This window comes from Crocosphaera chwakensis CCY0110, from assembly GCF_000169335.1.
Lineage (GTDB): Bacteria > Cyanobacteriota > Cyanobacteriia > Cyanobacteriales > Microcystaceae > Crocosphaera > Crocosphaera chwakensis.
This window is the reverse complement of record NZ_AAXW01000008.1, coordinates 1-24,295: the sequence shown is the minus strand read 5'-3', so window position 1 is coordinate 24,295 and position 24,295 is coordinate 1. Positions and strand designations below refer to the sequence as shown.

The window sequence follows — 24,295 nt, the reverse complement described above, 5'->3', positions numbered from 1 at the left end:
ACTCCTAATGTTACTGAGTTACGAACGAAAATCTTTAGTGAGAAAGGTCAATAATTCTCGACGGTAAGCCTTTTGTTGCTAAAAATTCTTCCACCCGAACGTTTTGGAGATCGGTGGGAGAGGTAACGGACTGATGACGGGGAATTTTTGGGGCTGGAGATCCCGACATAAAGGGAGTAAAGCGTTTTTTTTATTATCCCTTAGATTGGGTAGGTATGAACAATTTAGGTAAGATAATCCAATATTATCTTACCTGAACAACCTAAAATATCTAGATTGCCCCTCATGTCGCTCTCGCTAGATTTGACCCGTGTAAAAATCTTTCTGTTGGGTTTCACTTCGTTTAACCCAACCTACGCGCGTCGGCGATCTCACTGGGGTCAAAAGAGCGGATTTGGTATTACCTCACCATTTAATTTTTAAACTTTCAAATTTAGCTATTACTTGTTCAGCATGATTGTGTTCTATTGAAAACGATCGTGAAATTTGAGTTAAAGATTGAATAAATTAAAGTCAGTGAAGAAGTCACCTTCTCCACTGCTCTCCAAAACGGTGCGTGACAGTTTCCCGTCACACCGCTCCTCAGTAGAACGGCTATTGTCATCAGTACGTCATCACAAGCATATCCTCAACCCATTTGTAATTGGATGGGATAATGGATAGTTGTTTTGGTATGACACTATTGCAGTCAGTTTTGTTACCAGACCTTTCCAAACTTCCGTCTGTTTTGGTCTTTTCATCATGGCAGTGTCGATGGAGTAATTGCCAATTTTTGTATTCATCTTTTCCGCCTTTCGACTTAGGGATGATATGGTCTAGCTCTATTAGGTCTCCATCTTTGAAAGTTAATCCGCAATGGGTACATTTCCCTTTTTGCTTTTTGAGCAATGATGCTGTTCGCTTAGGCATCTCAGGGTTTTTTCCCATTCTTGTACTCCAGTAAATCAGGTTGCCATTGTATGGGCTGGCATTCCCTTTAACCTTAATGTATTTATCATTGAATGTGAATTCATCGTGTAACTTTAAGGTAAAGAGTTCATTGTTGCTTATCTTTGTAGCAAAAACCCAATTTTTGTTACCAACGTGATGAAAGTATTTGTTTTTTACAAACTTTCTTCCCTTATTTTGGTGTCTTTTCTTACCCCATTTCCATAACTTCCAAAATGTTATGTTTTTGAGTCGCCTGAACACTTTGCTTGAACTAGCTATTGCGAAGTAATTGCACCAACCTCTAATTATTGGGTTGAGATTATCAATGAGAGCAGCTTGTCTCTTTGATTTGTGTTTTCTGATTATTTCAGCAATCTTTTGATAGTGTTCTGATGCGCTATTTTTACTGGGTGAGATAATAGTTTTGAAGCCTAGAATATTCCCTTTATATTTTGCACTTCTATATTTTCCAGACTTAAATTGTCTGATGTGAAATCCCAAGAAATCAAATCCAGGTTTTTCTTTTTTGTAGTGCATTAATGTATGGGTTGTTCTTGTTTTACTGGCTTTTATTTCTAACCCCATGTCATTTAGCCATTGAGTTATGACCTCTATACATTTGTTAAGTATGTTTATGTTTTCATGAAATATCACAAAATCGTCAGCATACCTAATAAGATTTACGCTTTGTCGCTTATCTTTAGTATTTAGTGGTCTTCCCGTGGGACTTAATATTCTATATTGAACTACTAAGTCTTTAATTACATTTTCCATTCCATGTAAGGCAATATTCGCTAAAAGCGGACTTAATACGCCTCCTTGGGGTGTTCCATGTAAAGTTGGTTTTAACTCTATTCCATCCATAACACCAGCCTTCAGCCAAGCTCGGATTTGCTTCCGTAGGGTAGGATAGGTATTTAGTTTTTCGAGTAGTTTGTTGTGATTTATGCAATCAAAGCATTGACTGATATCGGCATCAAAAACATACTTAGACTTCTGTTTTATTGAGCCAAAGATTGCTGTAATTGCATCATGACATGAGCGTCCTGGTCTGAACCCGTATGAGTTAGGCTCAAATTTGGCTTCCCATTCTGGCTCAAGTGCCAGTTTGACAAGTCCCTGCATTGCTCGGTCTTTAATTGTCGGTATTCCTAATGGTCGCTTCTCTTGTTTCCCAGGTTTAGGAATCCATACCCTCCTAGTGGGAGCGACTTTTGTACCCAGTGTTAATTTATTTGTCAAGGTGAGACGCTGTTTTGGGATAGAGATTAACCCATCCACTCTGCGGTCTCCTACTTGATTATCTGAGTGACCGACGAACCGCTAGACATTTGCAGACCAGGATTTAATTAGAAGTTTTGGAGTCGGCGAACTAATTTGACATTACCACGACTAGACGCTTTGTAAATCCTCTTTTGCAACTTGTAGATGTTCTTTTCTAGCTTACGCCAGGGGATATCTGACCATTTATACATCGGTTTAACCGTGTTCATAACTTATTCATTGCTACTTGTAGCTTTACATTCCGTTCTACCGTGAGTCTGTCGGCATATCTTACGCATTACCATAAGCGTTAGCTTCTGACTCAATCTTTCCTATCTATTACCTACCTTTTTTGGTAGATGTTTTGTCTTAGCTGACTACTCAATCTTTCGACCTTGATTGAGAGTAAATAGATAGGTTACTTCGTTCCTCATTTTCATTGTTTTGTTCTCTTAGAGTGGAAGCGTCCGCCGAGTTTTAGGGTAGTGCTGAGAAAAGTTATTGAACACTTTTCCCACCCTTTATGTTCAATTAGTTGAACCTTATGACCTTTTGGTACTCCCAGTGTGTATAGCCTTATTCCACTGGTTTGGGGATAACGACGGTTCTCAAACCTTCCTTCACTTCTGTTACTCATAAGAACTTGCTCACGTGATACCAAATTAGGCTATTAGTATCTTTACGCTTTTTCTCCCGCTTCAGGGTTTGATGGCTAGTCTCGAACCTGGGGAAAATGCTTTCAATCAAGCACCATGACGGTAAGACTTGTGATTTCTAGGGTACTTTCACTCACTTACATGAAAATGAAGTTATCATTCTATTGAGGATTAAAGTGCGAACTCCAACCAAATTGGTTTACTCAACAGATGCTCTCTATCCCCCTATATGTATAGGTTTCAGAGAAACGAATCGCACTCAATGGTCCCCTAGCGATGAAGTTTTTAATGGGGGGATAATGACATGAAGTTAGTTGACTAACAAGAATAATAGTTAATCCCCATTGGTAAAAGGTGTCCATGAAGGTTATCTCCAAGGTTCGCTTAGTCGCTAGGAAGCCCAATATGGAAGCTTATAATGACTCAAAAAAATAAAGCCCCTGAGATAGGGGCTTAAACATTGTTAACTGGATTTTCCAGCTAAGGTACGGCGTTTCATGACCAGTTCGTAGGCTTCGATGATATCGCCTTCTTCCCAATCATTAAACTTATCCACACCAATACCACACTCATATCCAGAGTTAACCTCTCGCACATCTTCTTTAACACGCTTAAGAGAATCTAAAGCTCCTTGATACACAACTTGATTATTTCTATGGACACGGATTTGACGGTTACGAACTACTTTACCCGATTGTACATAACAACCAGCTACCGCACCACGACCGACGCTGAACACAGCCCGAACTTCTGCTCGACCTAAAGGTGATTCTACTTCTTCGGGTTCGAGTAATCCTTCCATAGCCCCTTCAATATCATCAAGGAGTTTATAGATAATATCGTATTCGCGGATATCCACTCCTTCATGATCGGCTGCTGCCCTAGCACCACTGGCTAAGGTGGTATTAAAGCCAATGATTACCGCGCCACTGGCGGCTGCTAAATCCACATCCGTTTCCGTTACTTCTCCTGGAGAAGCTAGAAGAACCCGTATTTGTACTTCATTTTGAGGCAACTGTTCTAGAGAACCTAAAATAGCTTCAACAGATCCTTGAACATCGGCTTTGAGGATGAGATTTAGTTCTTTTAACTCTCCTTCTTGTGCCTGGGCTGATAAGGTACTTAAAGTAACCCGACGAGAAGACATCGCTTGTTGTAGCCGAGTTTGACGTTGATTTTCCGCATTATCTTCAGCAACGGTACGAGCTTCTTTTTCACTAGGATAAACATCAAATTCATCCCCTGCAGCAGGAACACTATTCAACCCTAAAATTTCTACAGCAAAAGAGGGGGAGGCTTCTTCTACTTTGTTGCCTCGATCATCAATCATGGCCCGAATTTTACCGAAGACAGAACCAGCTACAATAGCATCTCCGACTCGTAATGTCCCGTTTTGGATTAAAAGGGTAGCTACTGGTCCTCTAGTCCGATCTAAGTTGGCTTCTATGACCGTTCCTTTCGCTAAGCGATCGGGGTTAGCTACCAATTCTTCTACTTCTGAGACTAGGACAAGCATCTCCAATAATTCATCGAGATTTTCCCCTTTCAAAGCACTGACTGGCACCATAATGGTTTCACCGCCCCATTCTTCAGGCACTAAACTTAGTTCTGAGAGTTCTTGTTTAATGCGATCGGCGTTAGCTTCTGGTTTATCAATTTTATTGATGGCCACCACAATGGGAACTTCTGCTGCTTGGGCGTGGCTAATAGCTTCTCTAGTTTGAGGTTGCACCCCATCATCGGCAGCAACTACGAGAATAGCCATATCTGTCACTCTCGCCCCTCTAGCTCGCATAGCAGTAAAGGCTTCGTGACCAGGGGTATCTAAGAAGACAATTTGTTGAGTTTCTCCTCCATGATCGATATCCACATGATAAGCACCGATATGTTGGGTAATACCTCCTGCTTCGCCTTGAGCCACTTTGGTTTTACGAATGGAGTCAAGTAAAGTGGTTTTCCCGTGGTCGACGTGACCCATAATGGTAACCACAGGGGGGCGACGTTGTAGATTTTCTAAGTCTTGCTCGTCGAGCATTTCCGTATTCTTAGTGGCCGCTGATTTCGCTTCTGGAATTTCTACTTCAATATCAAAGGATTCTGTGACCATTTTGGCCGTATCTTGATCCAAGGTTTCAGTAATATTGACTGCAATCCCTTTTGAGAACAGATGTTTAATAATTTCTGTTTCGGCAATTTGCAATTGTTCTGAGAGTTCTCTAACAGTTAAGTTTCTCTCTAGAACAACTTTTTCAGGCCGCTGACGAGCTTCTGGCCGTTCTCGACGTTCATTTCGGTTCCGTTCAGGAGGGCTATCGGCAGTTTTTAGGGTTGGTTTTTTCGGTTTTTGGGTGTTATTAGTGTTAGGTTTTGTTTGAGATTTAGGTTTAGGGGGACGGGCTGTAGACAGACTTAAACTGAGAGAAACAGGATTAGCATTAAGTTCGGTTTCAAAATCTTCGTCATCGTCATCGATGGGTTGGAAACGGCGTTTTCCTTTAGTCGAACTTTTACTCTTACCTTTAGGTTCTTGTTCGTCTTCCTCCTCATCCCAATCTTTCCGTTTAGAAATACGGGGAGGAGACGGACGTTTTAATTGAGGTTTAGGTTTGAGAACAGCATCGAGGGTATCGTCATTATCCTCTTCTTCTTCAGTCATGTCTGACGCTGGCTTGACAGAAGGAGCCACTAGGGCGGGGGCTTTTTCTTCCTCTTCTGCTTGAGGAGGAACAGGGCGTTTTAAGTCAGGTTTACTCGGACTAGGCTTTTTGAGATTTTTTTGAGTTGGTTGAGTCTCTTGTGACTCCTCTGATTTAGATACTGTCGGCTTTTGAGCCTTATCTTTAGGTTTGGGAGGAGTATTCTTCGACGTTTTCTTAGACGGTTTAACTTTATTTTTCCCGTCCCCAGAAGATTTAATCGGTTTATTTTTAACCGGTTTACTGATTGGTTTTTGAGGAGACTCTGGGGAAGATTTCACTGGGGGTTTCAGCAATTGAGGAGGTTCTACGAGATTGGCTGCAGTAGGTTCTGGTTCTCCTTCAGGTGTTTTAGGATCGGGTTCTGGGGAAGGAGACGGTTTAGAGGGAGGTTGAGGGGGTTGGGCAGCGGTGGGAGGTGTTGGTTTTTGGGGGGGGTTGGGAGACACTGGCGGTTTAGGGGGAACAGGGGGACGAGGAGACTTCAGGTTAGATGATGAGGTCTCTGAAGGCGTAGGTGCAGCATTGGGACGAACTTGTTTGTGGTGAATGGCTAAAATTTGTTGTTTTTTGTCTCCTGAGGCTCCTCCATCGTTAGCGCGAGAGGTTCCTTGTTGAGCAAGATATTTGTCAACCATTCCCTTGATTCGTTCGGCATCTGATTCAGTAATCGTGCTACTGTGGCTTTTAACAGCAATATTTAGCTGCTCACAAATTTCTAAAATGTCTTTGTTTTCTAAGCTCAATTCTTTTGATAAATCGTAAATTCTGACTTTGTGTGCGTTTTTCATCCACTATCCCCCTGACTAGGTTTTGGCTACTGTAGTTGTTCAAGTCGCCTGTAAAAGCGACGGCTAAGCTCTTGGGTTGAGCTATTGGTTTTAGGTTTAATAATCATGACTACGAAAACAATGTTCTCTCCTATGCTAACGATAATTGTGGGTTTATTCCCTAAATTTTTCCCGAAATTCTATATACATAATCATGGCAAAAATCAGGTATCCTCAACAAGCTATGCTAGACGTTCCCACAATGTTTGGTAGATACTATCAGGAACAGAGGCTTTAAGTCCCCGTCCTAAACGATTTTTTTGACTGGCTAGGGTTAAACAACTTTTGTTAGGACAGAGATAGGCCGATCTTCCCATCCCCTGATCTAATTGTACCTGCCGAGAAGGATAGACTCGTACAATTCGCCAAAATGCTTCTTTCGGAGCAACTCGTCGACAACTAATACAACGTCTATAATTGGGTTTGATGACACTTTTTTCGGGCATAGAACACAAGTTATTCCGTCGTCAGTCCAAGAATACAAGTTTGATGATTAAGACAAGGTGGAATTATCAAACTCATCTGAACTGTCGAGATCAGATTCTTCGTCAAAGTTTTCGTCTTCAACGGCAGAGGTCATGGGCTCTAATTCAGTTTCATCCTCTTCGTCATATTCTTCTTCTCTAGTTTCGGCTTCTAGTTGTCTTTTTTCAGCCTCAGCTTTATAAATGGCTATATCTTTGATATCGATTTTCCATCCGGTTAAACGGGCAGCTAAACGAACATTTTGGCCTTCTTTACCAATGGCTAAACTGAGTTGATCTTCGGCCACTAATACTAAGGCGTGACGTTCTTCTGCATTTAATAATACGACTTCATCAACTCGCGCTGGACTCAAAGCATTGGCGATATAGGTAGCAGGGTCTGGAGACCAACGAATGACATCAATTTTCTCTCCTCTGAGTTCGTTGACCACTGCTTGAATACGAGAACCTCTAGCCCCAATACAGGCTCCTACAGGATCAACGTCTCGTTCTAGGGTATCCACTGCAATTTTGGTTCTCGGTCCGACATAACGAGAGGGGGGGTTAGCTTCTCTAGAAACGGCCACAATACGGACAATATCTTCTTCAATTTCGGGGACTTCGACGGAAAACATATCCACCACTAAACCGGCAGCCCCACGGGATACCAAGAGTTGAGGACCTCGGTGGGAGCCTTCTCGGACTTTTTTAAGTAACACTTTAAACGAAGCATTGGCTCGATAGTTATCGTTGGGAAGTTGCTCCCGTCTGGGTAAGATGGCTTCGACTTCGGGCTGCCCAAAAGTACTTTGTACGGCGACAATAATATCTTGTCGTTCAAATCGTAAAACTCTTGCATTTAGAACCGTTCCTTCTAACTCATGAAATTCTTCTTGAATTAGTTTACGCTGTTGGTCCCGTAATTTTTGTAGAAGGACTTGTTTAGTTTGAATGGCGGCCATGCGACCAAAATCTTTTTGTTCGGGGGTCACATCTAAGACCACTTCATCTCCGAGTTGAGCTTCGGAGGCCACTTCTTGAACTTCTTGTAGGGAAATATGATGATCGGTATTTTCGACTTCTTCAACAATTCTTTTGGTTGATAAAATACGAAACCCCTCCTCTTCTGTATCGAGTTCTACCTCGAAATTATCAAAATATTCATCATAAAATTGTTGACGATCTAGATTTTGAGAACGACGAAACCGTTCATACCCTTTGAGTAACGCTTCTCTCAGGGCTTCTTGAACGGCTGTTTTAGGTAAATTATGCCGTTGACTAATTTCTTCGATCATCTGGGTCAATCCCGGTAAACTAACTAATGACATATTAAGAAATCCTCTCTTACCTCTTCAATTTTGGTTAGTCTGCTAATTGCACTTGAGTAATGACAGAACAAGGGATGGCGATCGCTCGTCCTTTACGATTGAGATACACTGCTTTGTCATCTCGTCCCTGGAGTCTTCCCTGCCATTCTTTTTTATCCTTATAGGGCGGATTTGTGGTAACGTTGACCTCAAAACCCTTAAAAGCAACAAAATCCCGTTCATCGCTTAAATATCGAGAAATCCCAGGACTCGAAATTTCTAAGACGTAAGCTCCAGGCATAATGGCGGTTTCGTCTAAGACCGCTTCTAAGGCGCGACTCACTTGTTCACAGTCGTTTAAACTGGTATCACTGTCAGGGTTACGAATATCAACCCGCAGGACGGGAGGACGTTTATTAGTTTGAAACACTACCTCTACTACGTCTAACCCCATTTCTTGAACAATGGGGGTGGCTAAATCGATAATTTGTGGAATCAAAGGATGAGTCATGATTCAGACCATAAAAAAAAGCGGGTTATTGCCCCACTCCCTTTACATCTCAATAAATTGGGAATATACGGTATTAACTACCGTTTGAATGTGCGTTAAATTATTAGTTTAGCAAATCTTGTCTCACAACGTCTGGTTAAACATACTATTCTCTGTCAATTGTTCTATGTTGCTCAAACTCCAGGTCAAAGTTAAACCCAACGCCAAACAGCAGAAAATAGAAGAAATGGCCGATAATCATTTTAAAATCGCGGTCAAATCTCCCCCCACCGATGGGAAAGCCAATCAAGAACTTATAACTCTCTTGGCTAAACACTTTAATGTGCCAAAATCTCACATTTTGATTAAATCGGGGGTTTCCTCCCGTAACAAGTTAGTTGAAATTGACACCTAAAAAAAAAATAATCTCTCCGAGGAGAGACTTTAAAAAAAAATAATAATCACAGAAGTCACTCTGCTTTAACGGGTCACCTGTTGTACTAAAGCCATCACATCACTACGGCTAAGTTTTTCTTTACCTAAAGCCATCACTTCTAGAGTTCCGTGGGCTAAAGCTAAAGGAATTTTACAAAAATCTAAAGCAGGCCCAGGCCCGAGGGATTGGGTGTAAAGATCGGCTAATTTCAGGTTATCGCGGGCATATTGATGAACATCTTCAATTTTCCAGCCTTGAGGAATAAAATTAACCCCACGGCGTAAGTCTTCTCGATGATTTCGTACAATATTAACCGCTTGTAACCCTCTACCAAACCCTATGGCATATTGACGATTAGTTTGGGTTCCGTCGTACCAAGCCCATAAATCCGATAATAGCAAGCCCACAGCACCAGCAACACTGAAGGTATATTGGTCTAGATGGGCTTTTGTGCGGATTGTCCAGTTATTTTCAGCCCAGTAAGCCATGCGATCAGCCATGGATGCTGTGGCATCCCAAACCCGTGGAGCAATGGTGGGAGGGGCTAACATCGCCCATTGTCCTAACCGTAGACTGACATCGGGTAAACAATGACTATAGGGAACTAATCCTACGGAAAAGTCTTCAATTCTTGACATTTCTACGGCTGCTTGTAAATTAAGGCTCATTTGTCGCAAAATTTTGCCTTTGGTGAAGTTATCAAGATCAGGGTGATCCTCGACTTCATCAATCGCTCGCATACAAAGGTAAGCAGAAGCAACCGCATCCTGTAAGTCACCGGGAAGACGACTGATAGGAATATAAAAGGTTCGACTGGTTTCTCTAAGAGTCTTTAGAGCATTATTGCGTAAATTCATTAATTTCACTCCTCACGCCAACTTTAAGCATTAGCATACACTTACTTATCTGTGAGATCCCACTAAACGATTGTGAAGTTCCTGACAAACAGAAATTGGGGGTTTTATCATGAGAGTTAGAACGTAGGACGGTATTTTTATAAAGATGGTGTCCATTGTATTATGGTTCGCCAAAATTTGCCGTAATCCCCTATTCGATCCTTCTGACTCAGAACTCAAAAGCCCGAATCCAGGTTATTTAAGGGCATTAGCTTGGCTCAGAAATGGGCAATAAATCCTTTGTGAGTCCAAAGAGAAATTAATGATTTTTTAACCCAAAAAAATACTGACAAATCATCGAAGGGTTAGCTGACAATCATCTAAACCCTTGTTCAAAAAGGAATCTCCCGATGTTCAATCGGGAGATAATTAAATTAATCAAATTAATTAAATTAATCAGATTACACAGAATGAACAGTATTTTTAAACTGTCCAAAGAGTTCACAAAACTCTTCATAGCTGATGCTATTGTCACTGTTTTTATCAGCTAACTTTAGCATTTCCTCAATTTGGCTGTCAGACAAACTGATATCAATATCTCGCAAGCACAAGCGTAATTCTTCGAGATTAATGAAACCAGAATTATCTACGTCAAAGCGACGGAACCGTTCTAACATTCCCTCTTGAGGATGTTCTGTTAATTCTTGGTGTAATAGAGTAGTAAAGTCTCCAAAAGAGATAAATTCACTCCTAGGAGTTCCTGTGATCATATCCATTACTTCTTGCACCCGTTCAGAGGAGTAAGAACGACCAATTGACCTCAATAAAGAGTGTAACTCCACTGCAGAGAGGTTATCGTTACCATCTTTGTCAAACTTACTGAAGGTATTGCGATAAAAATTCATTTGTTGATCGCTAATTTCCCCAAGATTACAAGCAGGATTAATTTTACCTTCGGCTAGAGCATCAAGGTGTTCGATCGCACTCAAAGTATAGGCCATGGTTTGCCACAATTGATGAGGATTAGAGTGCAGTAAGATTTCCTCTTCTTCTTGAGAAGTAATCGAATATTCTTCTCGTATTTCCTCAATGGAGCGTAACTCGTCAGGGGATAATTTATTCAGGAGTTCATTAAAGGATTCAAAGGGCTTTTTCCCGGTCATTACATCAAATAAATCTAAAACGATCGCTTGATGGGGATGTTCCCTCGAAGACTCCATAATGGTGTCGAGTAATGCTTGACGATAGCTTTCTTGACGTAACCACTCTTCGTGGTTTTGGTGATGTTCAATATCAACTAAGAAGGGATCTTCGACTTCTAATTCTGTCAATAACAGTTCATGTTCTTGATCGGTAATGTTGAGTTCTAGACGCATTTGACGCATCATCTCAAGACTACTGGCACTATTAGCATATCCTTCGTTGATGGATTCTTTAAGCACTCCTTTGTAAGCTTCGATTTTCTTCTCTTTATCGAATCCAGGTAGCACTTTTGCTAAAACATAAACTTCATCAGCGGTGAGATCATCTAACGCTCTACCATCAAGGAATTGAGAAACATTGAGCTTGAGTTTGTTGAGTTGTTTCCGTAGTCGTGTAGCTAAACTTTCTCGTTGATAACGATAAGGGTTTCTAAACCAAGTCCGATACAACCAAACGCCACTACAACCAGCCATTAAAACTGGGAATAGATATCTTAATGGGGAAGGTAACATCCGCACGAAGTTACTACCACCAAAGATGAAGAAGAAGTTAAAAATAAAGAAGGTACAGACGGTAAACATCCGATGACGAACCACTTCGGTACTCACCAATTTATGGTTACGGAATAAATACCCTTTATACAGTCTCTCTATTTTGCATCCGAGATAGTAACCCGCTAAACCAAATAAACCAATGGTTAAAGGAACAGCAACCAGTTTAGGAATGGGAATGAGATTGCCGAAAATGTAAAATCCTGGGTTAAATAAAGTCGCTAATTGGTTTTCTTGGTGCGCCCAAGCAGCAGAAATTAAATATTCCCAATTTCCAGCAAACAAAAAGGGATAGACGAAATAACCAACGGTTAAACCCACATAGGCGTAATAAAGCCATTGTTGTTTAGGATTGGTGACATTTTCCCAATAGGAACGCTCTGCATCAATATCCATACAGGGACTATGACAAGCCACACAAGCACTTTGTTCTTTACCCTCTGCGTTGATGGTACGACACATGGATTGAGTGACCAATTGGCGATCGCCTGTATGGGCTTTACTATTGAGTAATCCTCTAGGTTCAGCAAATACCTGCTCAACTGGGGCCATAGGACAAATAAATTGACACCAGGATTTTCCTGCGAAAAAGTAATTGACAACCATTGCTGAAATAATGGTTCCAATTAAAAATGATCCTAAAGCAATACGATTAGAATTAACAAAGAGAATTCTGGCTGCAATACCAAGAAAAAACAGAACCATTTGTAAGTATAAATGATTCTTTGCCAGCCAAGAATTAGGGTCAACTTTGATCAATTCATGACGAACTTTACCGGTTTGAGGATTAACCTTTTTCCGAGTTCTTTGAATCCCTAATGCGCGGGGAATTTGGGACATAAATGACAAGGGACAAATGCGTCGCCATGCTTCATGGCCAAATACCATTAAGACAAATACCCCAGTGGGAACAATCAAAGCCCAAAACATTATCGCCCCAATGGGATAGGGTTGTTCTGGTAAACATTTCCCTTGTACTAAAACGCATTCGTAGGGCGTGATATTACTAATACTGAGGGGACTCCAGGTGTTTTCTGGTAAGGTTAACCAATAGGAAATAGGGTCGTAAAATAAGGAGGTAATTAGCAATAGCCAGCCTAATGCGAGAACCCATCGCACTCGGTGCATATACCGTTCAGGAACTTTCGCAAACATAATTCTGAATAACTTGTAACTGTAGTTTTTAGGTAGCGATCACAACAAATAACAAAGGATAGTTATAGGATTTTCAATGGTTCAACCACATTGATATCCGAAATGCACTCCTAACTGTTTCTATGTTTAGCGATTGTCAGAAAAGATTTTGTAGGGAAAGTATCAAAAGTCCCTTTTCGGTTAATATTTCTTAATCCTTTATTGGTAATTTCAATGAAAATTAATAATAATTATTCGGGTTATTCAGGTAAATTATGAGATTTTTTGTCTTATAACTTCGATTTTATAATTTCGAGTATTTTTGGTTATTTTATTATCTTAAGATTTACTTTATAAACAGTCTCTCACAATTAACCAAGCAATAACTTGCAATTATTCAACAGTTTTTAGTATTATCAAAGAGAAATAGTCATATTAGAAGCTAAAAATATAGCATTTCCCTGACTCATGAGGTACATTATAGATTGTAATATCTATTACTGATGTACTAAAAAATGAAGCCTTATTCTATAGACTTTAGAGAAAAAATCATAGAAGTGTGGAAAAAAGAAAACCTCTCTATCAGGAATCTAGCTAAGCGTTTTGGAGTAGCGAAAAGCTTTATTCAAAAATTGCTTAAACAATATCAACAAACTGGAGATATTAGACCTTTACCGCAAGGAGGAAGCCCATCTCCTAAGCTTAATAGTGAGCAATTGGTTATTTTAGTGGAAATCATGGAAAAAAATAATGATGCAACTCTCGAAGAATTATGTGAGTTACTCTATAAAGAAACAGGAGTGCAAGTCAAAAAAACCACAATGGGAAGAATCAGCCAAAGATTGAATTATAGTGTCAAAAAAACTTTATATGCACCTGAAAAAGACAATGAAAAAGGTAAGGATTCAGGTGGCAAATATTGACAAACAGGCTGACTGCGCTAAAGTAACGGTATGAGTCAAACTGAACCAGGAGTACAGTTAAATCCAGACGAATTAAACCAACTGTCAAAATCTGGGTTGGTACAAATTATCTTGGCTCAACAGAAACTTATCGAGCAGCTACAAAAAGAAATAGAAAAATTAAAGCTCAGTCGTAATTTAGATAGCCAAACCTCATCAAAACCCCCATCAACAGACTTATTGAAAAAGTCTGAGAAGGCTAAAACAACTGAAGACGATAAGGATAAGAAAAGAAAACCAGGGGGACAACCTGGACATAAGGGAAAAACAAGGAAAGGCTTTGGGAGAATTGACAGAATTCAAATCTTGCAACCATCAATATGTAGTCACTGTGGTCAAACAGAATTATTAATAGAACCAGTGAAAGTTGATTCTCAGCAGGTAGCACAACTGGTAGATAAACCCATTGAGGTAGTAGAATATCATCGTCATCATTGTCGCTGTGGGCATTGTGGTGAAGTGACCAAAGCGAATTGGTCGCCCAAGACCGTCCCAGGACAAGATTTAGGAGTGAAGTTACAAGCTTTTCTGGGATGGTTAGGGAATTATGGACATCTACCTTATGAAAAGCAACAAGAGATGTTGTGGGAGTTAGGGCAAATTGAGATAGGTATGGGGACCATCGTAGCCACCAATCAACGAGTAGAAACAGCCATTAATCCGTCGGTTGAACAATTATCCAAGTGGGTCAAAGTAGAACAACCCCCAATTCATGTTGATGAAACACCCTGGCCAGTGAAGGGAGTCAAAGAATGGTTGTGGGTATTTACCAATCAACTTTTCTGCCTGTTTCGGGCTGCTGATACTAGGGGGCGTAAGGAATTAGAAGATCAGTTAGGCCATGAATATGGTGGTGTTTTAAGTAGTGATGATTTGGGAGTTTACAATGGTTATACTGTTGTTGCTCAACAGAAATGTTTGGCACATTTACGCCGTCACTTTCAGCGATTAATAAAAACTCCAGGTCAATATAACAAAACCATCGGTCAAACTTTTCTCAAATTAATTGATGAAGCTTTCCGTCATTATCGTATTTGGCAAAACGATAAGAATAGGCATGGTTATCAAGTTTGGGCAAGACAATTCAAAGATAAGATAAAGATAGCCACAGAAGAATGGAAGCCTAAAGCCGGTTATGAAGCCGGAAAACTTTTGCGAAACCTTCGGCAAAAGGCAGAGCAATGGTGGTATTTTCTGGAGCATCCAGAGATCCCCCCTGATAATAATCTTGCTGAAAGATCCTTAAGATTAGCCATCACGAAACGGAAAGTTAGTGGGGGTTCAAGAAGCATGGAACGATTTAAACAAACAGCTAACTTATTGACGGTTATTCAAACTTGTCGTCGTCAAGAACGTTCGGTGATTGATTTTTTCGAGAAGTCATTAATAGCCAAAGTCGGTCATCCGAATTGTTTGTTTCCTTCCCTAATTCCTAACTTCTAGACCTGAATCCTTACATTACATCAGCTATGTTACAAGTTACCAAACAAGATATTCGTAACTGGTTTACTCATTGCTGCTACTGTACCTCATGACTATGGGAATTGCTATAATATTCTCTAATCTTTACCATTTCTTATTCATATCTAAAGATGATGGTGAGTATGACGCAGGATAAAAATACCCTAATAAATAACCTTTATCTGTAATAGCGAGCGGTTCGTTTTCTTGGCTTAATAAATGAGAATTAATTTCATCTACCTGAACAGTTTTAATATTGTTTATACAAGTAAAACTTAAGATAATTATTATCTCTTATTTTAACCTAGGTGGTGGGTTACAACAGATTAGTATATTCTTGTGAGTAGCTAAATGATAGCCGTCTAACCCACCCTAATGTAGAAAACCTAATTTTAAACAAGATGTAAGATTTGAGTTTAAGAGACGATATTTTTCCATCCCATCAATTTTTTACCTAAACGAAAAATAATGGCATTGCCTAATCCTAATGCTTGAACCCCTTCCACTAAAGAAGGTTCCATATCTTTAAGAGTATCTAGCAAATGAGGACATTGTACAAAGTCAATACAAATTACTGTCGAATGATTCCAGGGTTCGCGGAAAATTTGACATTGGGCAGGAAGTGAACTTATATGAGTCCGGAACCGTTCAATGGCTGCTTTTTCAAGTTCCTGACTCGTACACTTAAAAGGGAGTTGTGGATTATTCATACAATCCTCATCATTAAATTCTAGAGAAATTTCTATCCTTTACTAAGGTAACACTTCGCTGAAAAAACCATTGTGATTGTTTTAACTAACTTTTCTATTTGTTAAGATTTCAAAAGTATTTTAGATTACACATATTAGCTATCTTGTTCTTGATTTTTTAATAAAGGTTTAATGCCCTGTTTTGGTATCCATTGAATTGCTCCAATTTCTTGTATCCAATACCATTGAATGTTTTGTTTTGTCAATTCTTTTTGAATAAACTTTGGAATATAATTAGTTGAAATAATAATAAATTTTGGTGAATTTTGCGTAAGCAATTTTACCCATTCTAACGATAGTTTCTGTCCTGACCACAAAATTATGTCGGAAGATTGATGAGGAATTGGCATAGTTAAGTTATCGTTTTTTACTTGACTATCTATCCATAACCAAGATTGCTTATTATTTTTCCATTTTAAGATTAAGGGGAATTGATTTAAGGCTTTTATAATAGTTGAATTAAGCTTGATTATGGTTTGATTATCGAGATGATCAAAACCGTGTTTTTCTTCATCAAATAAATAAATTATATTTTTGATTTTAATTTCCTTTTCAAGTAGTGATAAAGAAATTTTAGTTTCATTATTAGTCAAAATTGCGTTTGTAATTTCATTAATCCCTTGCTGATATAAAAAGGGTAATAAGTTATATTTAATGTCTGTTTCATCACCTGTGTTTAAGATTGTAACTTGTCCTCGATCTTGAATAATGACAATCGGAACTGAATTACCTTGCAAAATTGTAATTTTAGACAAGAAAATATTTTTAGATATAATCGGTACTATCAGCAATAAAATGATTGTTATACCACCTAATTTCCAATGTTTTTGCCAGGTTGTATTTAACCAAATAATTAATAAAATTCCATAAATTATAATTAAAATAGATAAAGATATTTGTCCGACAACCAAAGCACTTAATTTCAATTGAGTAATTTGTTTGGCAGAGTGCAATAAAATTTCTAGCGGCCAAAATAAAAATTTAGCTATTTCTACACCAAAAACAGGAAAAATGAGAAGAAAAATAGCACTAATCATTCCTCCTATGACTAATAATATGATTAAAGGAGTTGCCAAAATGTTAAAAGGAATAATATAAAAACTAAACGTATGAAAAACATACATAATTAAAGGAGATGTCCAGATAGATACAGCAACAGGAACTGCTATCATAGAAGAAATTTTAGGCGGTAAAAAATCCAACTTATTTTCAATAGAGGGACTGGTAACTAATAAAGCAAATGTTGCTAAAAAACTTAACTGAAATCCTAAATCCCAGATCCATAAAGGATTAAAAACTAATAATAAAAATGCAGATAATAATAACGTTCTAAGAGGATTTGTTTTTCTATCTACAACTTCACCAATTAAAATAGCAGTTCCCATCAAACTTGCTCGTAAAATAGAGGGCTGAATTCCTGTCAAACCTACATATAGAATTAAGATTGTAATACCAAAAATAAGCTTGTTCGTTGGAGAAAGAGAACGAGTAAACCAAAAAATAATTCCCAATAATAAAGCCACATGAAATCCTGATGCAGCCAAGATATGGGACAGTCCCATATTAACAAATAAATCCCTAATTTCTGGAGGTAAATCAACCGCTCTTCTTCCGAGAATCATAGAACTAATAACTAATCCATTTTGCTCTCCTAAAGCATTAGTAAATCCGTTAATGATACGACTTCTTAGTTTAGTTAATCCCCAATTATTCTTATTTTCTGTAAAGATAATTTTTTCTCCTTTTAATCCTGAAAATGAACCTTGTTTTGCTAAGTATTTTTTAAAATCAAAGGCTCCAGGATTTTTAGGCGATTGCGGTTGATATAAATTCCCTTCAATGATTAAACTTTGACCAGGATAAATAATGTTAATTTCTTTGATTGGTAAAGTTACATAAACTTTTCCTGTTACTATTTTAAAATCACTATCTGGTTTATCAAAATTAACTTTTTGAGCTTGTAACCAAAACTTTTTACGGTCATTGTTAGTTAATCTGGGTTCTGATATAAGCTTTCCTATCAATTGAACTTTTTGGGGTCTAAAGTTATCTTGAATTAAATAGCTGATATCCGTTGAACGAGGAGAAGGGATACGCCATTGAAAATATAAGACAGCTAACCAAGCAACTAAAGAAACAATAAACCAAAATCTTAATCGGGGACATCTTCGCCAACGACGATTTAATAAAATGAAGAAAGTAAAAGGAATAATAGCAATTAATACACCCGCAATACACCATTGTTGCCAAGACGGATTAGGATTAGGAAACCCCCATAATCCAGTTATCAATAACCCTCCGACATAAGCCAAAATAAGAATAAGATAATGAAAGGAATTCATTAAAATCTTCCTGCTGAGTGAGTAATGACCATTGAAATAAGGTAATTGATCATATAAATTAAAAAATAACAACTACCACAAAAGATAAATTATAAAATTTGTTAACAAAACTCAGTAAAATAACTCAATTAACCAAGAAAAATGAGAAAATACTAAAGCATAATAAAAGAGCGATTATAAACGGATGAATCCTCCCTCCACCTCAGAACTATCTCTATATCAACTAACTCAAAGCACCGACCCTAACTTATCGCCTTTAATCGTGTCAGCCAGTACCTTTCGGGAATGGGTTGATACGGTGATTCAATTTTTAATTGACGAAGAAATTCAAGCCACAGTATGGGCAAAATTACCACCGAATTCCCGTTGGTGGACAACCCTAGACAGCTATTATCAAGAAGGTCTTTCTCAACAAATCTATCGTTGTACCATTAGTCGCACTGGTGGCACGGCCCCTGGTCGTCATAGTGCATCTGGTGCTTCCCCATCCCAGGATAACTTTACTCCCATTGTACTAGAAACTAACACTCAGCTAAGACGAGAACATTTTTGCTTAATTTTGTCCCCCAAACTGTGTAGTTTGATTTTGGCACAAGAACAAATTCCAGCAGAAGAAGATCCACCATCAGGACTTCTAGAACCTACTGTTCTCAAAGTCGTCTATAGTTTTAACCCCGCTATCATCCGAAAGGTATTATCAGGGCTAAAACATTTGATTACTATTACCGATACCACACCAGTCGAAGTATTGAGTGACTCTGTTTTATCCTTTCCTTTACCGACTACCGTTGAGGCTACTTTAGTCACAAAATTATGGTGTCGACTGTTACGTCACAGTTTATCAGTTAACCCTAACAATTTATCCGAAACGGCTCGACCCGTTGCACAACAAAGTTTAACTCTCGGAGAAGAATTTCTTAAACCCTTAACCACAGAATTGAGTACCCCGTTAACCAATATGAAAACCGCTTTAAGGTTGCTAGAGTCGAAACAACATAAACGGGATATTCGACAACGGTATATCGATTTATTGAAAAGAGAATGCGATCGCCAAAATACCCTACTCATTGGATTACAAGACTTATTACAACTCAATCAAAGTTTAGGAGACGCTGAGCCTACCGTTCACCTTGGAGAAGTGGTTCCGGGTATCGTTAGTACCTATCAAGCGATCGCTGAAGAAAAAGGAATTACTTTAGGGTACACTATTCCCCCTGGCTTTCCACCTGTAGCTTGTCCCAACGTTTGGTTAAGACGCATTCTACAAAACATTATTCATAATAGCCTCAAATTTACCTCAGAAGGGGGACGCATTAGCGTACAAGCAGCCTTAAAATCTGAAGGGGTAGAAATATCCGTTAGTGATACAGGAATGGGTATCGAACAGAGTGATCTCCCCAAACTATTCGATAGTTTTTATCGGGGACGTAATACCCTCAATCGTAATCTTGAAGGAGTCGGACTCGGATTAACCATTGCCCATCACTTAATCGAAAAATGTGGGGGAAAAATTAATATTGTCTCTCAAGTGGGTAAAGGAACTATTGTTAGAGTGGTCTTTCAAGAATCCTCAGATTAAACATTTATTCAGTGAACAATAATTTCTTCCCCACACCTAGGAGCGAAGCGACGATAAGAGTAATTCTTTAATGATCAGGGGTTACTTATTGATTTTCCCTTGCTAGGATTAGAAGGAAACTCTAAAAATTGAGAATAACAGAACCATTATGGCCGGTAAAATTAAAAAAGGTGCTTTAGTGCGCGTCGTCAAAGAAAAGCTCGAAAACAGTGTAGAAGCGAAAGCCAGTGATACCCGTTTTCCTTCCTATCTGTTTGAAAGCAAAGGGGAAATTCTTGACATGAATGACGAATATGCTTTAATTCGATTTTATGTTCCCACTCCCAGTGTTTGGTTACGCCTCGACCAACTAGAAGCCGTATAAATTTTAAAGATTATGACTGTCTCTTACGACTCCCTTCTCCCCTGTCAATCTCTCCGTGTAGCCATTATAGGCGCAGGAAATGTGGGGCGAACTTTGGCCCAACGCATCGTAGAAAAAGACTTAGCTGATGTGGTTCTCTTGGATGTTGTTGAAGGACTTCCCCAAGGCATTGCCCTTGACTTAATGGAAGCTCAAGGACTCGAATACCATAACTGTGAGGTGGTGGGGACAAATAATTACGAAGAGACAGCCGGAGCCGATTTAGTGGTCATCACCGCAGGCCGTGCCAGAACCCCTGGTATTAGCCGAGATGACCTTTTGGCAATTAATGCTAAAATTGTGGCTGATGTAGCTGAAAAAGCCTATAAATACTCTCCTAATGCTATTTTTATGGTCATTACCAACCCCCTTGATGTAATGACCTATTTAACCCGTAAAGTAACTGGGTTACCCCCTCAGCGAGTAATGGGGATGGCCGGGGTGTTGGATTCTTCCCGTCTGCAAACCTTTATCGCTATGGAATTGGGCATTTCCACCGCTAATGTAACGGCCATGGTGTTAGGGGGACACGGGGATTTAATGGTACCTTTACCGAATTATTGCACGGTTAACGGCATTCCTATTACTGAGTTATTAGATTCACCAACCATTAATAGGTTAATCGAAAGAACCCGTAACGGGGGAGCAGAAGTGGTTAAATTATTAAAAACAGGGGGAGCTTATTATGCACCAGCTTCTGCTGCTTATATTATGATTGAAAGCATTTTAAGGGATCAATCTCGTTTGTTGCCAACGGCTGCTTATTTACAAGGAGAATATGGATTAAATGATATTTATATCGGTGTTCCTTGCTTTTTAAGTTGTCGTGGAGTCAAGAAAATATTAGAGATAAAATTGAGCAATAATGAGCAAGAAGCGTTACACATTTCTGCTAATTCGGTTAGAAAAAATGTTCATTTTGCTTTAGAAAGTGTTGGCATTAAATGATTTAGCTGAAACGGAGTTATTAGAATGCAAATTGTTATTAATATTCCTGATAATTTACCCACAGAGAGAGTTAACCAGATGATTAAGGAATTAGAAGAAAAGTTACAGGCTGAAGCTGATTTAATTCCTACTCAAGCTAAGTCAACTAGACGAGTTTATGCTCATCTCATTACTGTGGATAATCTCGATTTACCTTCGAGAGATAAATTATATGAAAGATAGATATTTTATTGATACTAATATCTGGGTTTATGCTGATTGATTAAGATTATAATAGTAATTGCAAATATTAGCTAATAACTGGTTATGCTTATATGTTGACTAAATATATCTCTACAGCAATGCACAAGGCAACTTATGAGTTGTTAGAAGATGGAACTTTTTATGGAGAAATTCCTGAATGTGAGGGTGTTTGGAGTAATGCAAATACTTTAGAAGCTTGTCGAGAAGATTTACAAGATGCACTCGAAGGATGGATTATTTTAGGGTTTCGTTTAGGTCATTCTTTTCCCATTATTGACGGTGTTGATCTCAACGTAACGCAAGAGGTCGCCTAATGCCACCTTTAAAACCGATAAAATGACGAGAACTTATTTTTTATCTAAAAAAAGCAGGTTTTCAAGGCCCTTATTCTGGTGGCAAACATCAATATATGGTCAAAGATAATTTAAAATTAACAATTCCTAATCCTCATCAGGGAGATGTTAGTCTTGGTTTATTAACTAGAGTCCTAAAACGTGCCAAAATAAATAAAGATGATTGGGAACAATTGTAATATTTCTACTAATGCTAGAATAAATAAGAGTTTTTAATAATTTCATTAAATTAAACATGAGTAAAATAATTACATTTTTGAAAAAATCAACGATTCTGATGGGATTAGCTTCTTTGACAGTTTCTCTAACTCCTAATCTAGCTTTATCTCAATCAATCAACCCTTTAAAAGGCGAATGGATTAATATTAGTTGTGAGGATGAACCTAGTATAACCCTAACTCCTGATAAACAAGAAATGATTCGCACTGCTTTAAAAGATAATAAAGAAGTTCAAGCTTTGTTTTCCCAACTTGCCAGACAACCTTTAACTGAGGGTTTATTAGAGAGTTTTTTGTCCCTCGCTGATTATAGTTTAAATGAATTTCGTCATCAATCAGAAGGACAATCTATCGGGTTATTAAGCTTATTTTTTAATGAGGCAATGATAGACACTTTATTTACAGAAGTTCGTTCACAATGGAAACAAGAAATAGAAAAAGCTTGTGCTGATAAATCCACAAATCAAGAGTATTTTTGGGAAGAAACAGAATAGATTAACTAATAACTAGAAAATGCTTCACTGATAGTTACAAACTGAAATCCCTTATCTTGGAAACGTTGAATGATGATGTCTAAAGATTGCACGGTATTGCTACGACTTGAAGAAGCAGAAGGATGCTTAAAATTGGGATTTGGTTCAACACCATCGTGCATCAAAATAATGTTATTACTGCGATAATTTAATGCTTTTTCAATAATACTGTTTGTGGTACTTGTTTTTCGCCAATCTTCAGTATCAATCGTCCATAATGCTGTATTTAAACCAGCTTGATGAGCGATTTTTAACGTTGACTCGTTTTGACTAGCGTAGGGTGAACGAAACCAACGGGGTTTTGAACCAATACAATTTTCAATAATAGACTGAGTTTGGAAAATTTCTTGCTGCTGTTCTTCTGAAGAGATTCTACCCATCCACGGATGATTATAACTGTGATTACCAATTTCGTGGCCTTCTTGATAAATACGCCGTAGAATAGGACAATACTGACTAACTTGACTACCAACTACAAAAAAGGTTGCTTTAACATTATACTTCCTTAAAATATCTAAAATTGCCTCGGTATATTGAGGGGAAGGACCATCATCAAACGTTAAAACCACTGATTGTTTTTTTGCTTTCGCCATGACATACTGTTTATTATGATAAGTTAGATCGATAAAATTATTATTGTTAATAGTCGTTTCCCAAGGATGAGTTTTTGCTTGATAAGTATCTAATTGAGTAAAATAATTTTTCCATTGATTAATACTATCTGCATAAAAAGGAATATAGTTGATATAATTTTGAGCCGATTGATAATAAGGACTATTTGGTTCAAATTCTTGCATTATCTTATCAGCTTGTTCTAATTTTTTTTGAGCTTCATTTAGTAAAAATATAGCAGATTGACTATCATTTTTATCTCTTGCTTCTGCGAGTAATCTATCAGCTTCATTAAAGTATTCACTTCCTTGTTTAAATTTTTTTTCTTCTTGTTGTAATAATTGAGTTGTTAAAATTGTTTGTTTTTGTCGAGGGGGAGGAATGACTGATAAATTGTTTTCAATATTTTTACTTTCTTGATAATCTTTGTTTTGATTTGCTTCATTTTCAGAACTAGATTGAGTTAAATTATTGGATAAACTCGCTTTGATTAAAGCAAAACTAATTCCTGAGATAGCACTTAATGAGATAGCAATCAAAAAGCCGATGATGATTTTATTAGATTGAGTAATCATTATAAATTTTATTAAAAGAAGTAAAATAAAGTCAGTATTTTCAATATAGCATTACTTATTATCGTTAAGACATTTAGGAAATTTCCAAATATTGTAGGCGGAGGCACTTCTCATCTTACAATAATGTCATGATTTTTTTGTACTGCTATAAAAACAAAAACTGACTTAACTTAACATTTTAACGTCTAATACTTTCACGAATCCAAAATGGTTCACCAGAATGAGCATTTAACATTTTAGCAAAACTTTCAGCCTCAGACTTTGAGGTAAAACTAGCCACTTGTGTTTCTCCCCTAGAATAAATCATGGCATCACCACAATAATTCCTTTTAACGAGATTAAGGTTAGAACCATCTGTTTTTACAGCCCACCAAACTTTTTCACCATTATTAGGAGAACCACAAGATGACTTCCAAGAAAGATTAGGACGACTAGCAACAGAAGAACGAGATGAATCATATGTTCTTTCGATTCTATCACTATCTTGAAAATCTTTGATAGTTTTTTGCGCTTGATCGAGT

General features: G+C 38.1%; 21 protein-coding genes and 3 pseudogenes. 11 read left to right on the top strand and 13 right to left on the bottom strand.

The genetic code is table 11. The features are described from left to right. Window positions 1–34: 34 nt before the first annotated feature. The 7 genes and pseudogenes from CY0110_RS31350 to rimP all read right to left on the bottom strand — a co-directional run bounded on the left by CY0110_RS31350 (window position 35) and on the right by rimP (window position 8,657). Window positions 35–169, bottom strand: a complete 135-nt coding sequence (locus tag CY0110_RS31350) for a hypothetical protein (protein WP_008274654.1) — start codon at window positions 167–169, stop codon at window positions 35–37. Window positions 170–603: 434 nt separating this feature from the next. Further along, a pseudogene (ltrA, locus tag CY0110_RS06935) lies at window positions 604–2,423 on the bottom strand (group II intron reverse transcriptase/maturase). 206 nt (window positions 2,424–2,629) lie between these two features. Beyond that, a complete protein-coding gene (locus CY0110_RS29865) occupies window positions 2,630–2,830 on the bottom strand; it encodes a hypothetical protein (protein WP_157464518.1) in 201 nt (66 codons plus the stop codon). Between the two features lie 482 nt (window positions 2,831–3,312). Beyond that, on the bottom strand, window positions 3,313–6,336 hold the full coding sequence (gene infB / locus CY0110_RS06930; RefSeq protein ID WP_008274652.1) for a translation initiation factor IF-2: 3,024 nt from the start codon (window positions 6,334–6,336) through the stop codon (window positions 3,313–3,315). A 221-nt stretch (window positions 6,337–6,557) separates the two neighbouring features. Further along, window positions 6,558–6,821: a YlxR family protein gene (locus CY0110_RS06925; RefSeq protein WP_008274651.1), complete on the bottom strand. Its 264-nt coding sequence runs from the start codon at window positions 6,819–6,821 to the stop codon at window positions 6,558–6,560. A 47-nt stretch (window positions 6,822–6,868) separates the two neighbouring features. Continuing rightward, entirely contained in the window at window positions 6,869–8,167 is a 1,299-nt protein-coding gene (gene nusA / locus CY0110_RS06920) for a transcription termination factor NusA (protein ID WP_008274650.1), read from the bottom strand. A 34-nt stretch (window positions 8,168–8,201) separates the two neighbouring features. Continuing rightward, window positions 8,202–8,657: a ribosome maturation factor RimP gene (gene rimP / locus CY0110_RS06915; protein ID WP_008274649.1), complete on the bottom strand. Its 456-nt coding sequence runs from the start codon at window positions 8,655–8,657 to the stop codon at window positions 8,202–8,204. Window positions 8,658–8,823: 166 nt separating this feature from the next. Between rimP and CY0110_RS06910 the strand changes: the two genes are divergently transcribed. Continuing rightward, window positions 8,824–9,051: a DUF167 domain-containing protein gene (locus CY0110_RS06910; protein ID WP_008274648.1), complete on the top strand. Its 228-nt coding sequence runs from the start codon at window positions 8,824–8,826 to the stop codon at window positions 9,049–9,051. Window positions 9,052–9,116: 65 nt separating this feature from the next. Here the strand turns inward: CY0110_RS06910 and CY0110_RS06905 are convergent, their stop codons facing one another. Then, window positions 9,117–9,929: a squalene/phytoene synthase family protein gene (locus CY0110_RS06905; RefSeq protein ID WP_008274647.1), complete on the bottom strand. Its 813-nt coding sequence runs from the start codon at window positions 9,927–9,929 to the stop codon at window positions 9,117–9,119. A 145-nt stretch (window positions 9,930–10,074) separates the two neighbouring features. Between CY0110_RS06905 and CY0110_RS31345 the strand changes: the two genes are divergently transcribed. Further along, window positions 10,075–10,203: a hypothetical protein gene (locus tag CY0110_RS31345; RefSeq protein WP_269719925.1), complete on the top strand. Its 129-nt coding sequence runs from the start codon at window positions 10,075–10,077 to the stop codon at window positions 10,201–10,203. Between the two features lie 166 nt (window positions 10,204–10,369). On the opposite strand, the gene CY0110_RS06900 is transcribed toward CY0110_RS31345, so the two are convergent. Further along, on the bottom strand, window positions 10,370–12,817 hold the full coding sequence (locus CY0110_RS06900; protein ID WP_008274646.1) for an EF-hand domain-containing protein: 2,448 nt from the start codon (window positions 12,815–12,817) through the stop codon (window positions 10,370–10,372). Window positions 12,818–13,311: 494 nt separating this feature from the next. On the opposite strand from CY0110_RS06900, the pseudogene CY0110_RS06895 reads away from it, so the two are divergent. Both CY0110_RS06895 and CY0110_RS06890 read left to right on the top strand, forming a co-directional pair. Further along, window positions 13,312–13,716 (top strand): annotated as a pseudogene (locus CY0110_RS06895) (helix-turn-helix domain-containing protein); the annotation flags it as partial. Window positions 13,717–13,749: 33 nt separating this feature from the next. Further along, window positions 13,750–15,201, top strand: a complete 1,452-nt coding sequence (locus tag CY0110_RS06890; protein WP_008272619.1) for an IS66-like element ISCysp3 family transposase — start codon at window positions 13,750–13,752, stop codon at window positions 15,199–15,201. A 434-nt stretch (window positions 15,202–15,635) separates the two neighbouring features. On the opposite strand, the gene CY0110_RS06885 is transcribed toward CY0110_RS06890, so the two are convergent. Together CY0110_RS06885 and CY0110_RS06880 are read right to left on the bottom strand one after the other, a co-directional pair. Beyond that, entirely contained in the window at window positions 15,636–15,929 is a 294-nt protein-coding gene (locus tag CY0110_RS06885; RefSeq protein ID WP_008274644.1) for a hypothetical protein, read from the bottom strand. A 134-nt stretch (window positions 15,930–16,063) separates the two neighbouring features. Next, on the bottom strand, window positions 16,064–18,310 hold the full coding sequence (locus tag CY0110_RS06880) for a ComEC/Rec2 family competence protein (RefSeq protein WP_008274643.1): 2,247 nt from the start codon (window positions 18,308–18,310) through the stop codon (window positions 16,064–16,066). A gap of 184 nt (window positions 18,311–18,494) precedes the next feature. Here CY0110_RS06880 and CY0110_RS06875 point away from each other — a divergent pair, with 184 nt between their 5' ends. The 7 genes from CY0110_RS06875 (at window position 18,495) to CY0110_RS06845 (ending at window position 22,548) form a co-directional block, all read left to right on the top strand. Then, window positions 18,495–19,889, top strand: a complete 1,395-nt coding sequence (locus CY0110_RS06875) for a DICT sensory domain-containing protein (protein ID WP_008274642.1) — start codon at window positions 18,495–18,497, stop codon at window positions 19,887–19,889. 148 nt (window positions 19,890–20,037) lie between these two features. Next, window positions 20,038–20,253, top strand: a complete 216-nt coding sequence (ndhO, locus tag CY0110_RS06870) for an NAD(P)H-quinone oxidoreductase subunit O (RefSeq protein ID WP_008274641.1) — start codon at window positions 20,038–20,040, stop codon at window positions 20,251–20,253. Between the two features lie 12 nt (window positions 20,254–20,265). Next, a complete protein-coding gene (mdh, locus tag CY0110_RS06865; protein WP_008274640.1) occupies window positions 20,266–21,240 on the top strand; it encodes a malate dehydrogenase in 975 nt (324 codons plus the stop codon). 24 nt (window positions 21,241–21,264) lie between these two features. After that, window positions 21,265–21,462, top strand: coding sequence for a hypothetical protein (locus tag CY0110_RS06860; protein WP_008274639.1), 198 nt, complete (start codon window positions 21,265–21,267; stop codon window positions 21,460–21,462). A gap of 92 nt (window positions 21,463–21,554) precedes the next feature. Next, window positions 21,555–21,797 carry a type II toxin-antitoxin system HicB family antitoxin gene (locus tag CY0110_RS06855; protein WP_035798760.1) on the top strand — a complete coding sequence of 81 codons (243 nt, stop codon included), beginning with the start codon at window positions 21,555–21,557 and terminating at the stop codon, window positions 21,795–21,797. Between the two features lie 35 nt (window positions 21,798–21,832). Then, window positions 21,833–22,015 carry a type II toxin-antitoxin system HicA family toxin gene (locus tag CY0110_RS06850; RefSeq protein WP_050779977.1) on the top strand — a complete coding sequence of 61 codons (183 nt, stop codon included), beginning with the start codon at window positions 21,833–21,835 and terminating at the stop codon, window positions 22,013–22,015. A gap of 56 nt (window positions 22,016–22,071) precedes the next feature. Continuing rightward, a complete protein-coding gene (locus CY0110_RS06845; RefSeq protein WP_035798757.1) occupies window positions 22,072–22,548 on the top strand; it encodes a hypothetical protein in 477 nt (158 codons plus the stop codon). 5 nt (window positions 22,549–22,553) lie between these two features. Here the strand turns inward: CY0110_RS06845 and CY0110_RS06840 are convergent, their stop codons facing one another. Both CY0110_RS06840 and CY0110_RS06835 read right to left on the bottom strand, forming a co-directional pair. Beyond that, window positions 22,554–23,774 carry a polysaccharide deacetylase family protein gene (locus CY0110_RS06840; RefSeq protein ID WP_008274635.1) on the bottom strand — a complete coding sequence of 407 codons (1,221 nt, stop codon included), beginning with the start codon at window positions 23,772–23,774 and terminating at the stop codon, window positions 22,554–22,556. Between the two features lie 178 nt (window positions 23,775–23,952). Further along, window positions 23,953–24,295 (bottom strand): annotated as a pseudogene (locus CY0110_RS06835) (serine/threonine-protein kinase); the annotation flags it as partial.

Coding starts and splice junctions, on each gene's coding strand:
- CY0110_RS31350 (WP_008274654.1), bottom strand. CDS start 169: ATGTCGGGATCTCCAGCCCCAAAAATTCCCCGTCATCAGTCCGTTACC.
- CY0110_RS29865 (WP_157464518.1), bottom strand. CDS start 2,830: ATGAGTAACAGAAGTGAAGGAAGGTTTGAGAACCGTCGTTATCCCCAA.
- infB (WP_008274652.1), bottom strand. CDS start 6,336: ATGAAAAACGCACACAAAGTCAGAATTTACGATTTATCAAAAGAATTG.
- CY0110_RS06925 (WP_008274651.1), bottom strand. CDS start 6,821: ATGCCCGAAAAAAGTGTCATCAAACCCAATTATAGACGTTGTATTAGT.
- nusA (WP_008274650.1), bottom strand. CDS start 8,167: ATGTCATTAGTTAGTTTACCGGGATTGACCCAGATGATCGAAGAAATT.
- rimP (WP_008274649.1), bottom strand. CDS start 8,657: ATGACTCATCCTTTGATTCCACAAATTATCGATTTAGCCACCCCCATT.
- CY0110_RS06910 (WP_008274648.1), top strand. CDS start 8,824: ATGTTGCTCAAACTCCAGGTCAAAGTTAAACCCAACGCCAAACAGCAG.
- CY0110_RS06905 (WP_008274647.1), bottom strand. CDS start 9,929: ATGAATTTACGCAATAATGCTCTAAAGACTCTTAGAGAAACCAGTCGA.
- CY0110_RS31345 (WP_269719925.1), top strand. CDS start 10,075: ATGGTGTCCATTGTATTATGGTTCGCCAAAATTTGCCGTAATCCCCTA.
- CY0110_RS06900 (WP_008274646.1), bottom strand. CDS start 12,817: ATGTTTGCGAAAGTTCCTGAACGGTATATGCACCGAGTGCGATGGGTT.
- CY0110_RS06890 (WP_008272619.1), top strand. CDS start 13,750: ATGAGTCAAACTGAACCAGGAGTACAGTTAAATCCAGACGAATTAAAC.
- CY0110_RS06885 (WP_008274644.1), bottom strand. CDS start 15,929: ATGAATAATCCACAACTCCCTTTTAAGTGTACGAGTCAGGAACTTGAA.
- CY0110_RS06880 (WP_008274643.1), bottom strand. CDS start 18,310: ATGAATTCCTTTCATTATCTTATTCTTATTTTGGCTTATGTCGGAGGG.
- CY0110_RS06875 (WP_008274642.1), top strand. CDS start 18,495: ATGAATCCTCCCTCCACCTCAGAACTATCTCTATATCAACTAACTCAA.
- ndhO (WP_008274641.1), top strand. CDS start 20,038: ATGGCCGGTAAAATTAAAAAAGGTGCTTTAGTGCGCGTCGTCAAAGAA.
- mdh (WP_008274640.1), top strand. CDS start 20,266: ATGACTGTCTCTTACGACTCCCTTCTCCCCTGTCAATCTCTCCGTGTA.
- CY0110_RS06860 (WP_008274639.1), top strand. CDS start 21,265: ATGCAAATTGTTATTAATATTCCTGATAATTTACCCACAGAGAGAGTT.
- CY0110_RS06855 (WP_035798760.1), top strand. CDS start 21,555: ATGTTGACTAAATATATCTCTACAGCAATGCACAAGGCAACTTATGAG.
- CY0110_RS06845 (WP_035798757.1), top strand. CDS start 22,072: ATGAGTAAAATAATTACATTTTTGAAAAAATCAACGATTCTGATGGGA.
- CY0110_RS06840 (WP_008274635.1), bottom strand. CDS start 23,774: ATGATTACTCAATCTAATAAAATCATCATCGGCTTTTTGATTGCTATC.